Origin of the sequence: endosymbiont of Riftia pachyptila (vent Ph05), from assembly GCF_000224455.1 — a bacterium.
GTDB lineage: Bacteria > Pseudomonadota > Gammaproteobacteria > Chromatiales > Chromatiaceae > Endoriftia > Endoriftia persephonae.
In genome coordinates this window covers 1-11,947 of the sequence record NZ_AFOC01000100.1, presented here as the reverse complement: position 1 = coordinate 11,947, position 11,947 = coordinate 1, and the positions used below count along the sequence as shown (strand labels likewise).

Here is an 11,947-nt window from a genome sequence, read left to right as displayed (position 1 = left end):
GTCCGGACGGAATCTCAGGGGCCTCAGTGTCAGGCTGGTCGCTAACGCTGATGCCGATACTGGCGCTGGCAGTCGCCCCCTGGTCGTCGGTTACGCTCAGGGTCGCAGTATAGCTGCCTGGAGTGGCGTAGCTGTGGAGCGGGTTGGCCTCGGTACTGCTGCTGCCATCCCCAAACGCCCAGCTAAAATGCTGGATAGTGCCGTCAGGATCACTGGATCCGACACTGCTGAAACTCACCTCCAGCGGTGCAATACCGGCTGTCGGGGCAGCGCTGGCCACGGCACTCGGCGGCAGATTGCTGCTGTCGCTGCGCAGCACCAGATCGTCGATCAGTACCTCGGTCGTTTCGTTGGCCGCAGTCTTCTGGTTGTTATAGCCGCCGATGATCAGTCGGTGACTACCGCCGACAAGGCTACCCAGACTCAGCGCCACCTGGCGCCAGCCGGTGGTCTCTTCGGCACCACCGTTGCCGTTGCCGCTAATTTGGTCGATGTAGTCATTGGGCGAGACACCAACCAGTACCCCGTCGATGCTCACCAGCAGCTGGCTCTGCTCATCCTGCTCGTAGAATGGGCTCTGGCTCAGTCTGTAGCGAAAGCTGAGGCTCAGCTCACTCTGGCTGGTGAGTTCGAAGTCGCGCTGCCAACCGCCGGAAAGGCCGAAGATGTCATCACCGTCGATACCGCCGAGGGTGATCTGCAGGGCACTGCCGCTGTAGCCGCCGGCGCCGAGATAGCTGCCATCGGCATAGCCCGGTGCGCTAGTGTTGCGAAACGGGTCGTCTACATAGCTAAAGCCGGCGCTGTCGCTATCGAAGCCGCTCTCGATCAGGGGGACCAACTGATTGCCGGTGGTGGCGGCCACCACCTCGCCGGGCTCACTTTCGTTGCCCGCGGCGTCGTAGGCGCTGACCCGGTAACTGTAGCGGGTCAGCGGGCTGAGTCCGGTATCACGGTAACTGGTGGTGGTGCTGCTGGCGATCTCAACGCCATCACGGAACACCCGGTAGCCGGTGACGCCAACATTGTCGCTCGCCGCCTGCCAACTGAGCTGGATGGTATCGGCGCCGGAGGGGATGGCGCTGACGCCAGCCGGGATTTCGGGCGCTGCGGTGTCAGACAGGCCGCTGACGTTGATCATTATACTGGCGCTGCCGGTAGCGCCCTGATCGTCAGTCAGGGTCAGGGTGACAGTGTAGTTGCCTGCTGTGGCGTAGCTGTGGAGCGGATTAATCTCGGTGCTGCTGTTGCCATCACCGAACACCCAATGATAGCCAACGATGCGCCCGTCAGGGTCCGTGGAGCCTTCGCTGCTGAACTGCACCTGTAGCGGCGCCACACCAGCCGTCGGGTCGGCGCCGACCACTGTGCGTGGCGGAAGATTGCTGTTGCCGCTGCTCAGCAGCAGGTCGTCGATCAATACCTCGGTCGTTTCGTTGGCTGCGGTCTTCTGGCTGTTGTAGCCGCCGATGATCAGCCGATGGCGACCCGCCGCCAGGCCACCCAGGTTGAGTTCCACCTGACGCCAGCCGGTGGTCTCTTCGGCACCGCCGTTGCCGTTGCCGCTAACCTGGTCGATGTAGTCATTGGGCGAGACACCAACCAGTACCCCATCGATGCTCACCAGCACTTGACTGTATTCATCTCCCTCGTAAAAAGGGCTCTGGCTCAGTTTGTAACGGAAGCTAAGACTCACCTCGCTCAGGCCGGCAAGTTCAAACTCCTGCTGCCAGCCGCCGGAGAGGCCGAACAGGTCAATTGTGTCACGCCCACCCAAGATGACTTGCAGCGCGCCGCCACTATAACCGCCGACGCTGAGGTGGCTGCCATCGGCATAGCCAGGGGCACTACTGCCATGGAACGGATCGTCGACATAAGTGAAGCCGGCGCTGTCGTTATCAAATCCGTCCTCGACCAGCACCTCCGCAAAGACACTGAAGCCTGCGAACAGCAAGATTGGAAGGAGTAGGATGGAGGTTATCCGTTTAAGAGGGTATGCCTTTTCCATGTCAGTGCCGAGCTGATGTCGATAAGGATTTTATTTCTTACACAGGATTGTCACTGTTTTTCGTGGCTGATCAACGCCATTCTCCAACGCATCGATAAAGTGTGACGTGGTTCTCATGCCCAGCTTGCCCTTGATGCCGAACGTTTGCTGGCAGTTGACGCATCGTGATGGTGAGCAACCGGGGCAGCACATAAAATGCGCTTCGGGATCTCGGCAACTATCTCGTGTGATATCCCCCTCCCTGATGCAGGTTTGCGTTTTTTCAATGTAAAGAAGCGTGAAAACAACAACAATCGCCAACACACAAAGGCCGTGGTGTTGTAAGCGTCTGATCTGGCGCTTATGCTTAGCGGCTTAAACAGACAGCTCATGATCTAATGAAAGAGTACGCCCTCATACTGATCAGCACGGTGCTGGTAAACAACTTCGTGCTGGTGAAGTTCCTGGGGTTGTGTCCGTTTATGGGGGTCTCGCGCAAGCTGGAGACCGCCACGGGGATGGGGCTGGCGACCACCTTTGTACTCACCCTCTCCTCCATCTGCAGCTACCTGGCCAACGAATATCTGCTGGCCCCGTTGGGGCTGGAGTTCATGCGCACCATCGCCTTCATCCTGGTGATCGCCGTGGTAGTGCAGTTCACCGAGATGGTGATGCACAAGACCAGCCCGATGCTCTATCAGGTGCTGGGCATCTTTCTGCCACTGATCACCACCAACTGCGCTGTGTTGGGCGTCGCGCTGCTCAACGTCCAGGAGCAACACAGCTTCGTCGAGTCGGCACTCTACGGCTTTGGCGCTGCTGCCGGCTTCTCCCTGGTGTTGGTGCTGTTTGCTGGCATCCGCGAACGGGTGGCGGTATCCGACGTACCGGAACCCTTCCAGGGCAACGCCATCGCCCTGATCACTGCCGGCCTGATGTCGATGGCGTTCATGGGCTTCTCCGGCCTGGTGGCGAATTAAGGATGACGCGGTGCTGATCGCCATTCTTGCCATGACCGGGCTTGCCGCCGCCTTTGGCTTGCTACTGGGTTACTCCAGTATCCGCTTCCATGTGGAGGGGGATCCGATCACCGACCAGATCGAGAAGCTGCTGCCACAGACCCAGTGTGGCCAGTGTGGCTACGCCGGTTGCCGCCCCTACGCCGAAGCGATCGCCAGCAGCGAGGCGGAGATCAACCTTTGCCCCCCCGGCGGCGAGACCACCATGGTCGCGCTGGCCGACCTGCTCGGGCGCGACCCAGTGCCGCTGGATGCCGAGTTAAACGCCGATAAGCCGCGCGCGGTCGCGCTGATCAAGGAGCAGGAGTGCATCGGCTGCACCCTCTGCATCCAGGCCTGCCCGGTGGATGCCATCCTCGGCGCCGCCAAACAGATGCATGTAGTGATCAGCGAAGAGTGCACTGGCTGCGAACTCTGCCTCGCACCCTGCCCGGTGGAGTGCATCGTCATGGAACCGATCGCGGAAGCGGCTGACAATTGGCACTGGCCCTTTCCCGACTACAACAACCCAGAAATCGCTGCGCAACCGCAGCCCCACTAGCCGTATGTACGTCGAATCATCCAAAGGAAAGGCGCGTCAGATCTGGCGTTTTCGTGGCGGGCTGCATCTGCCGGACAACAAGGCTCAGTCACTCAGCACACCGCTGCGCCAGGCCGAGCTTCCCGATCTGTTGATTCTGCCGCTGCAGCAGCATATCGGCAGCCCGGCGATCCCTCTGGTAAAAAAAGGCGAACGGGTACTTAAGGGACAGAAGATCGCCGACAGTGATGAACCGGTCTGTGCGCCGATCCATGCGCCCACCTCAGGTGAAATACGCGGGATCAGCCAACAACCGCTACCCCACCCTTCCGGGCTGAGTGGCCCCTGTATCCTGCTCAAGCCGGATGGCAAGGATGAGTGGGGCGAACTGCCGGAGCCGATCAGTGACTTTCGCACCGTCCCTGCTGAGACCTGCGCCAACGGATTCGCGAGTGCGGCATCGTCGGCATGGGCGGAGCGACCTTTCCCACAGCGGTGAAACTCGATCCCGGCAAGCCGATCAAGACCCTGATCATCAACGGCGCCGAGTGCGAACCCTACATCACCTGCGACGACCGGCTGATGCTCAACTTTCCCGACAAGGTGATCGACGGCATCCGCATCCTGCAGTATCTGCTGGGAGCCGAAGAGTGCCTGATCGGCATCGAGGACAACAAACCCGAAGCGATCCTCGCCATGCGCCAGGCACTGCGCAATCAGGATACCGCGGAAGTGGTGCGCATCCCCACCCATTACCCCAGCGGCGGCGAGAAGCAGCTGATTCGCATTCTTACCGGCAAGGAGGTCCCCAGCGCCGGACTACCCGCCCAACTCGGCATCATCTGCCATAACGTCGGCACTGCTGCCGCCATCGCCGATGCGGTGCTCACCGGCCGACCTCTGATCTCCCGACTGGTCACAGTCACCGGCGAAGGGGTCGCACAGCCCTGCAACTTGGAGGTACTGATGGCACCCCTGCAGGCGAGCTGATCGAGCAGGCTGGTGGCTACACCGATGCTGCCAGTGGACTCATCTATGGCGGCCCAATGATGGGTTTTCGGCTCAGTACCGACCAGATCCCAATCACCAAGGGGGGCAACTGTCTGCTGCTGCCCAGTGTCGCGGAGAGCCCACCCCCCGAGTCGGTGCGCGCCTGCATCCGCTGTAGCCGCTGCGCGGATGTCTGTCCGGTGCAACTGCTGCCGCAGCAGATGTATTGGTACGCCCGCGCCAAGGAGCTGGAGAAGGCGCAGGACTACAATCTGTTCGACTGCATCGAGTGCGGTTGCTGTTCCCACGTCTGCCCCTCACACATCCCACTGGTCCACTACTTCCGCTATGCCAAGACCGAAAGCTGGGAGCAGGAGGAGGAGCGGCGGCGCTCTGAACACGCCAAGATGCGCCACGATTTTCGCCTCGCCCGCATGCAACGGATGGAGGCAGAACGTAAGGCGCGGCTGCGCAAAAAGAAAGAGGACCTGGCGAAGAAACCAGCCAAGGGCAAAGCTGCGGCAAAGGATCCAAAAAAGGCCGCTATCGAGGCGGCGCAGCAACGTGTTGCTGCGAAAAAGGCCGCCAATAAAAGCAGCCCAAAAAACACCGACCATCTGCAGCCCGCACAGCAGGCCCAGATCGATGCCGCCGAACAGCGCCGTCAGCAGGCAGAACCCGTGGAGGAGGCGCCACCGGCCAGCGGCGGCATCGAGAACGATCCAGAGCTGCAGGAGATCTTCAAACAGGAGACCAGCTCACACTTTGCGACCATCAGCGGCTTCATCGAACAGACTCGTGCGGGGAACAACGATGCAGCACAGATCCCCGCCGAGATCCCCAGGGCTTTCCACACCATCTGTGGCAGTGCCCGGATGGTCGGTCTGATGCCCCTGGCCAGCCTCAACAAATCACTGGAGCTCTATACCGACAGCCTGGTGGAACAGCAGCAGGCACCTGACAAGACTGCACTCGCGTTGATGGAGGATGGGGTGGATACCGGCAAAGCACTGATCGCCTGGCTGTTCGACAAGAGTCAGGCTGAACCCAACATCGAGTCGCTGCTCTCTCGTATCGAGGCCGCCGGCCAGCGACGCAGGCCCTCAGCGCCTAAAAAACAGCCGACTACCGATACCCCGCCAGAGAGCAACTAGCCAATGCAGTTCCAGACTTTCAGCTCACCCCATAGCCCGCGCCCCAACCGAGTCGACCGAATTATGCTCCAGGTGGTTCTGGCTCTGCTGCCGGGCATCCTCGCGATGGTGATCTTTTTCGGCTGGGGTGTACTGATCAATAGCGTTATCGCCATCGCGAGCGCCCTGCTGTTCGAGGCGCTCGCGCTGCGGCTGCGCAAGCGGCCGGTAACACCAGCACTGATGGATCTGAGCGCTGTGGTCACGGCGATGCTGTTCGCCATTGCCGCGCCACCACTGTTGCCCTGGTGGCTGACAGTGATCGGCATGGCCTTCGCCATCATCCTGGTTAAACAGCTCTACGGCGGCCTCGGCTATAATCCATTCAATCCGGCGATGGCCGCCTATGTGTTCCTGCTGATCTCCTATCCGGTGCAGATGACCACTTGGCTGCCGCCGGAGATGCTCAATACCCAGCCACTCAGCTTGCTGCAAACCGTTCAGGCGATATTTTTCAACAGCCTGCCAGAAGGGCTCAGCTTCGACACCATCAGCAGCGCCACACCGCTGGACCAGATGCGCACCAGCCTGGATCAGAACCGGATGATCAGCGAGATCATGCAGAACCCTCTATGGGGGGATTTCGGCGGGCAAGGCTGGGAGTGGGTCGGCAACTGGTTCATCATGGGTGGGCTCTGGCTGATCTACAAGCGGGTCATCAGCTGGCATATTCCGCTCTCTTTGTTTGCGGGACTCTTCAGCCTTGCATTGCTCTTCTACCTGTTCGACCCAGAGAGCCACCCCTTCCCGCTGTTCCACATCTTCAGTGGTGGCGTGATACTCGGCGCCTTCTTCATCGCCACTGATCCTGTCACCGCCTGTACCACCAGGCGCGGTCAAATCATCTATGGCGCCCTGATCGGCATGTTGGTCTATGTAATTCGCACCTGGGGCGGCTACCCTGATGCGGTTGCCTTCGCCGTGCTCCTGCTGAATATGGCTGTCCCCACTATCGATCACTATACTCAGCCACGCACCTTTGGACACGGAGGTGCCCGTTGACCAAGCACCCTGTTGTAATTGCTGGCTTTGTGCTTGCCATGTTTGCAGTGGCTGGCACGGCATTGGTCAGCTTCACCCACCAGGCAACCAAGGCACGCATTGCCAGTAATGAGCGCCAGGCGCTACTGCGAAGTCTCACGGCGCTAGTCCCGGCGGCGAGTATCGACAACGACATCATCTCCGATGTCATGACGGTCAGCGACCCGGAACTCCTGGGCTCTGAAAACACGACTGTCTACCGTGGGCGGTCTGGCGGCCAACCGGTGGCGGTGGTGCTGACGCCGGTGGTGCCGAACGGCTACAGCGGCCCGATCAAGCTGCTGGTGGCGGTGCGCTACGACGGCACCCTGGGCGGTGTACGGATCATCTCCCACAAAGAGACACCCGGCTTGGGCGATAAGATCGAGGAGAGCCGCTCTGACTGGATCTATAGCTTCACCGGCAAGTCATTAAACAACCCGCCCAAGGCGCAGTGGGGTGTGAAGAAGGATGGTGGCGTATTCGACCAGTTTACCGGCGCCACCATCACGCCACGCTCGATCGTGGCTGCGGTAAAAAAGAGCCTGCTCTATGTCCAACAGCATCAGCAGCGGCTCTATGACCGCACGCCGTTACAGGAGGCCACTCCAGGAGAAAATAACGATGGCTAGTGCGAGTTACGCAAGAATCATCCAGGACGGTCTGTGGAGCAACAACCAAGCGCTGGTGGCCCTGCTCGGGCTCTGCCCGCTGCTCGCTGTCACCAATACTGCGGTCAATGGCCTGGGGCTGGGCATCGCCACCACCGCGGTGCTGGTCGCCTCCAATGTCACCGTTTCACTGATTCGCAATCTGGTGAGGAACGAGGTCCGACTGCCAGTGTTTGTGATGGTCATCGCCTCCTTTGTCACCGCTATCGAACTGGGCATGAATGCCTATTTCCATGAGCTGCACAAGATTCTTGGCATCTTTATCCCGCTGATTGTCACCAACTGCGCCATTATCGGTCGCGCTGAAGCGTTTGCCTCGAAAAACAACCTGCAGCGTTCACTGGTGGATGGCCTGAGTATCGGTATCGGCTTTACCCTGGTGCTGCTGACTCTGGGCGGACTGCGAGAACTGATCGGCCAGGGCACACTATTCTCCCAGGCGCACCTCATGTTCGGCAGCGGAGCGGAAGCGCTAACCCTCACCTTGGGAGAGGGGTATCACGGGATGTTGCTGGCGATCCTTCCACCCGGCGCATTCATCGGCTTGGGGCTGCTGATTGCCATCAAGAGCGTGATCGACAAGCGATTGCAGCAGCGTGTCCTTGCAAAATCAAGCCACTTGGCGAACTCGGAAACGGCCACCTGAGTGTGCGCACGCCAAGAATCTTCACCTCGCAACCACTGCAGACAGGCCATCATATTCAGCTGGAGGCCGAGCCCTCCCACCATCTGCTCAAAGTACTGCGACTCCGCAGCGGGGCGCAGTTGCGTCTATTTAATGGGGATGGTCGCGAGTTTTCCGCCAGCCTGATCAGCAGCGACCGCAATCGGGTCGAGGTTGAACTGCATCAGTGCCTGCGGAAAGAGGCGAAGGATTCCCTGCCAATTACACTGGCAATCGGCATCTCACGTGGGGAGCGTATGGATTTTGCTTTGCAGAAGTCAGTAGAGCTTGGGGTGAGTGCCATTGTTCCACTGGTAACGGAGCGCTGTGTGGTGCGCCTTGATCCACGACGCCAACAGAAACGGATGACTCACTGGCAGAAGATTGTAATCAGCGCCTGCGAGCAGTCCGGACGCTGTCGCGTCCCACAGCTGGAACAACCAGGCCGGTTTGACGAGATGTTGCAGCAACTGCCCGCCACAATGCGACTTATGCTCGACCATCGAGCCTCGGAAAGCCTGCATGACCTCTCTTCAAGGCCGGACGCAATCGTCCTGCTAGTGGGGCCTGAAGGGGGACTCAGCCCGGAAGAACGACGCCTAGCGCAACAGGCGGGATTCAAAGGAGTGAGGCTGGGGCCCAGAGTGCTGCGGACAGAGACCGCGCCACTGGCCGCCCTCGCAGCCATCCAGACCCTGTGGGGGGACTTTATGACCTGAATCTGGTCACTTCGTTTCGAACGCTTCAAGCAGCATGAACTCCACCTCGTCCAGGTCGGGGATCATCGCCGTCTCACCATTCACCAATACCGACTTCTGCACCACCGGGCTGATCTCACCATCGCTTTCGCTCGGCATGATGTTCTCGGTGGTGATGCGCACCAGACTAGGCACAGACTGACAGACAACTCCAAAACAGGGGAGCGAAGCATCTCCATTGAGTGTGTGGACAACTGCGATACGTCCCCGGTTGCCGGGCTCCCTGATCCACTCCTCTTCCAGCATCCCTTCAAAGGCGATCAGCGGGATCTTGATCCTGCGCCACTCGACAATGCCCCGCAGCCAGGCCGGAGCATCGTCCAGAGGCTCAGCTTGCTGGTAGGCAGCAACCTCCGCCACTACGGCATTTGGCAGCAACAACCGCCCCGACACCAACGGAATCAGGACACTCCGAACCTCGCCTGCGATCGCCTCACTCATGTCTCAGATTCCGCCAACACGTCTTTAATATTCTCAAGCAGTTCCGCCTCTTGGTAAGGCTTGCCGAGACAGCGCCTGACACCAAGAGCAAAGGCACGTTTGCGATGTTTTTCACCAACACGCGACGAAATCATGATGATTGGCAGTCCATAATACTCGACTGAATTATGGACATGCCGTGCCAATTCGAAACCATCCATGCGCGGCATCTCAATATCCAGCAACATGATATCCGGAATCTGTTCCTGGAGCAGCGCTACCGCATCCACACCATCTTTTGCTGTCACCACATCCATATCGTGACGTTCCAACAGTCGGCTGGTAACCTTGCGCACAGTGATCGAGTCGTCCACCACCATCACCCGCACACGACGCTCCTCTTCCCGTTTGGCAGCCTTCCTTCCCTCTTCAACCTGTTCCTGTAGGTGCGCAGTGCCCAGACGCACCAGTGCGCCGACATCGAGGATCAGGGCGACACGGCCATCGGCCAGGATCGTACCACCAGTGATCCAGGGCACACTGCTGACCTGCTTGCCAACCGATTTCACCACGATCTGGCGGGTGCCGAGCAACTCATCGATACGCAAGGCAACGCGACGCTCTCCAGACTGGACCAGTAGCAGAGGGATCCACTTTTCAGTCTCGTGGGGCAGACTGTCACTTAAGCCCAACATGCTGCCCAGATAGAAATTTTTGTAGGTGCGCCCTGCGTAGGAGAAACCCTCCTCCTCGCCCGACTCACAGGCAATCAGTTTGCTGCGGCTGATCCGGACCACACCCTCGACGCTGCCATGGGGAATGGCAAATACATCATCGCCTACGCGCATCAGCAAGGCGTCGGTGATCGCCAGGGTCAGCGGCAAACGAATGGTAAAACTGGTGCCGCGTCCCGGCTGGGAGTCGATATCGAGTGAACCACCCAGCTGTTTCACCTCGGAGGAGACCACATCGAGCCCCACGCCACGTCCAGCGATCTGGGTAACCTCGCTAGCAGTGCTAAATCCCGGCATCAAGACACACTGCATCAGATCGTCATCTTCGACCTGGGCGTTTGGATCGATCAGATTCTGCGCAATTGCTTTCTCACGAATCGCATTGATATCGAGACCATTGCCGTCATCCGAAAGCGTTAGCACAATATCTGTCGCTTCACGGGTCATATAGAGGGAGATCCGCCCAGCCTCATCCTTCTCGGCAAAACGACGCGCCTCAGGCTTTTCAATACCGTGTGACACGGCATTTCGCAGCAGATGCTCAAGCGCCGGGATCATTCGGTTAAGAATGGTACGGTCCATCTCGCCATCTGTACCGTAGGTCTCCAAGTTGGCCTTTTTGCCAAGCTGATCTGCTGTCTGACGCACCACGCGCTGCAACCGCGGCACCAGCTGCTGAAACGGCACCATACGGGTGCGTAGCAAGCCATCTTGCAGGTCGGTGGAAATACGCGACTGCTGCAGCAGCAGAGTATCGGTCTCCCGCTGCAGATCGGCCAGCAATCCATTGATGCTGCCCAAGTCGTTAACTGTCTCCATCAATGCCCGCGAGAGCTGTTGCATGGTGGAGAAGCGATCGAGCTCAAGCGGGTCGAACTCCGCCCGATTCTTGTCATCTTGCCCATGGTCGCGATCCCAACGATAGAGAATCTGGGCCTCGGTCTCGATCTCCAGCTTGCGCAACTGATCGAAAAGACGGGTAATGGTTTGCTCCAGCTCCGCAAGGTTGAAGCCGAGCACACCGTTCTGCTGCTCCAGACGCGCCCGGTAGATGCTGATCTCACCCGCATTGTTTACCAGGCGGTCCAGCAGCGTGGCACTGACACGCACCTGGTCACGGGCAGGTCGAAACGCCGTCCCCTGCGGCAGATTTTCCTGCGCGGGCGCGGGTGGTTGCTGTGGTTGCTTGGGAAAACGGATAATCCGCTTCAGCGCTTCAGATTCCCCCGGCTCAGGTTCAGGCTCCACTTCCGGTTCAAGCGCAGACTCCGCTCCCTCAGTCTCCGCTGTTTCCTCAGACTGAGTCGTCTCCTCCGCAAGATCTGTTGTCAGGCCGGCATCCAGCATCGCAAAGTCACTGTCGGCCTCGAATTCATCGATGGAACTGGGCGCCAGCAAACTATCTGTCGACTCAGCGGCAAATGACGAAATCTCTGCGCTGGCCTCTTTTGATCCAAGGATCGACTCCAGCTGTTTGACCAGCTTGCCAGCACGGGAAAGGGCGCCACCGGTTGCGACCTCGTCGATCTGGTGCGCAATACGGTCGATCGCCTGTCGGGTCAACTCGAGCAATCTTCCGGTTATCAGAACATTTTTATCGGCAATCTTTGAGAACAGCGACTCGAGCGCATGACTCAGATCACCGACTGGTAGGATCCCTGAAAGGCGCGCGCTGCCTTTCAGGGTATGCAGAATGCGCTGGATAGCGTCGATGGCCGACTCATCGGACTGGTTATCCATCCAATGCTGATAGCTTGATTCTATCTGCTCCAGCAACTCTTTCGCCTCTTCGACGAAAACTTCAACCAACTCTGGGTCTTCTGCGACGGCAAACATGCCATCCTCTTCGACCTGGCTCAGCGCCTCCTCTTCGACCCGCTCAATCAGCGCCGAGTCGGCTTCATCACCGGCTGCGATAAACAGTTCTTCCGCCTCTTCGTCAGGCAACTTCTCGAACTCTTCAGCTGAGAT

The 11,947-nt window shown here is 59.2% G+C and carries 10 protein-coding genes and 1 pseudogene; 8 read left to right on the top strand and 3 right to left on the bottom strand.

Going from position 1 to position 11,947, the window contains the following annotated elements; genetic code table 11:
• Nucleotides 1–1,954, bottom strand: a 1,954-nt coding sequence (locus RIFP1SYM_RS13625; RefSeq protein ID WP_240992120.1) for a PKD domain-containing protein, incomplete at its 3' end; no start/stop codon positions are given.
• A 431-nt stretch (nt 1,955–2,385) separates the two neighbouring features.
• Here RIFP1SYM_RS13625 and rsxA point away from each other — a divergent pair.
• The 8 genes and pseudogenes from rsxA to RIFP1SYM_RS13590 all read left to right on the top strand — a co-directional run bounded on the left by rsxA (nt 2,386) and on the right by RIFP1SYM_RS13590 (nt 8,783).
• On the top strand, nt 2,386–2,967 hold the full coding sequence (gene rsxA, locus RIFP1SYM_RS13620; RefSeq protein WP_005965747.1) for an electron transport complex subunit RsxA: 582 nt from the start codon (nt 2,386–2,388) through the stop codon (nt 2,965–2,967).
• Nucleotides 2,968–2,977: 10 nt separating this feature from the next.
• Complete coding sequence (rsxB, locus tag RIFP1SYM_RS13615) at nt 2,978–3,547, top strand: electron transport complex subunit RsxB (RefSeq protein ID WP_005965746.1); 570 nt, start codon at nt 2,978–2,980, stop codon at nt 3,545–3,547.
• Between the two features lie 4 nt (nt 3,548–3,551).
• Nucleotides 3,552–5,130, top strand: a pseudogene (gene rsxC / locus RIFP1SYM_RS19070) (electron transport complex subunit RsxC); the annotation flags it as partial.
• Nucleotides 5,131–5,196: 66 nt separating this feature from the next.
• Nucleotides 5,197–5,670 carry an Hpt domain-containing protein gene (locus RIFP1SYM_RS19065; protein ID WP_240992121.1) on the top strand — a complete coding sequence of 158 codons (474 nt, stop codon included), beginning with the start codon at nt 5,197–5,199 and terminating at the stop codon, nt 5,668–5,670.
• A 3-nt stretch (nt 5,671–5,673) separates the two neighbouring features.
• Nucleotides 5,674–6,711, top strand: a complete 1,038-nt coding sequence (rsxD, locus tag RIFP1SYM_RS13605) for an electron transport complex subunit RsxD (protein WP_005965742.1) — start codon at nt 5,674–5,676, stop codon at nt 6,709–6,711.
• Complete coding sequence (rsxG, locus tag RIFP1SYM_RS13600; RefSeq protein WP_005965741.1) at nt 6,708–7,361, top strand: electron transport complex subunit RsxG; 654 nt, start codon at nt 6,708–6,710, stop codon at nt 7,359–7,361. The genes rsxD and rsxG overlap by 4 nt, the downstream gene beginning before the upstream one ends.
• The gene (locus tag RIFP1SYM_RS13595) at nt 7,354–8,046 is read left to right on the top strand and encodes an electron transport complex subunit E (RefSeq protein ID WP_039960535.1); all 693 of its coding nucleotides are present in this window, start codon (nt 7,354–7,356) and stop codon (nt 8,044–8,046) included. Before rsxG ends, RIFP1SYM_RS13595 begins: the two co-directional genes overlap by 8 nt.
• A gap of 2 nt (nt 8,047–8,048) precedes the next feature.
• Nucleotides 8,049–8,783: a 16S rRNA (uracil(1498)-N(3))-methyltransferase gene (locus RIFP1SYM_RS13590; RefSeq protein ID WP_005965738.1), complete on the top strand. Its 735-nt coding sequence runs from the start codon at nt 8,049–8,051 to the stop codon at nt 8,781–8,783.
• Nucleotides 8,784–8,789: 6 nt separating this feature from the next.
• On the opposite strand, the gene RIFP1SYM_RS13585 is transcribed toward RIFP1SYM_RS13590, so the two are convergent.
• Both RIFP1SYM_RS13585 and RIFP1SYM_RS13580 read right to left on the bottom strand, forming a co-directional pair.
• The gene (locus RIFP1SYM_RS13585) at nt 8,790–9,263 is read right to left on the bottom strand and encodes a chemotaxis protein CheW (RefSeq protein ID WP_005965736.1); all 474 of its coding nucleotides are present in this window, start codon (nt 9,261–9,263) and stop codon (nt 8,790–8,792) included.
• On the bottom strand, nt 9,260–11,947 hold a 2,688-nt coding region (locus RIFP1SYM_RS13580; RefSeq protein ID WP_240992119.1), incomplete at its 5' end, for a hybrid sensor histidine kinase/response regulator. The genes RIFP1SYM_RS13580 and RIFP1SYM_RS13585, both read right to left, overlap by 4 nt.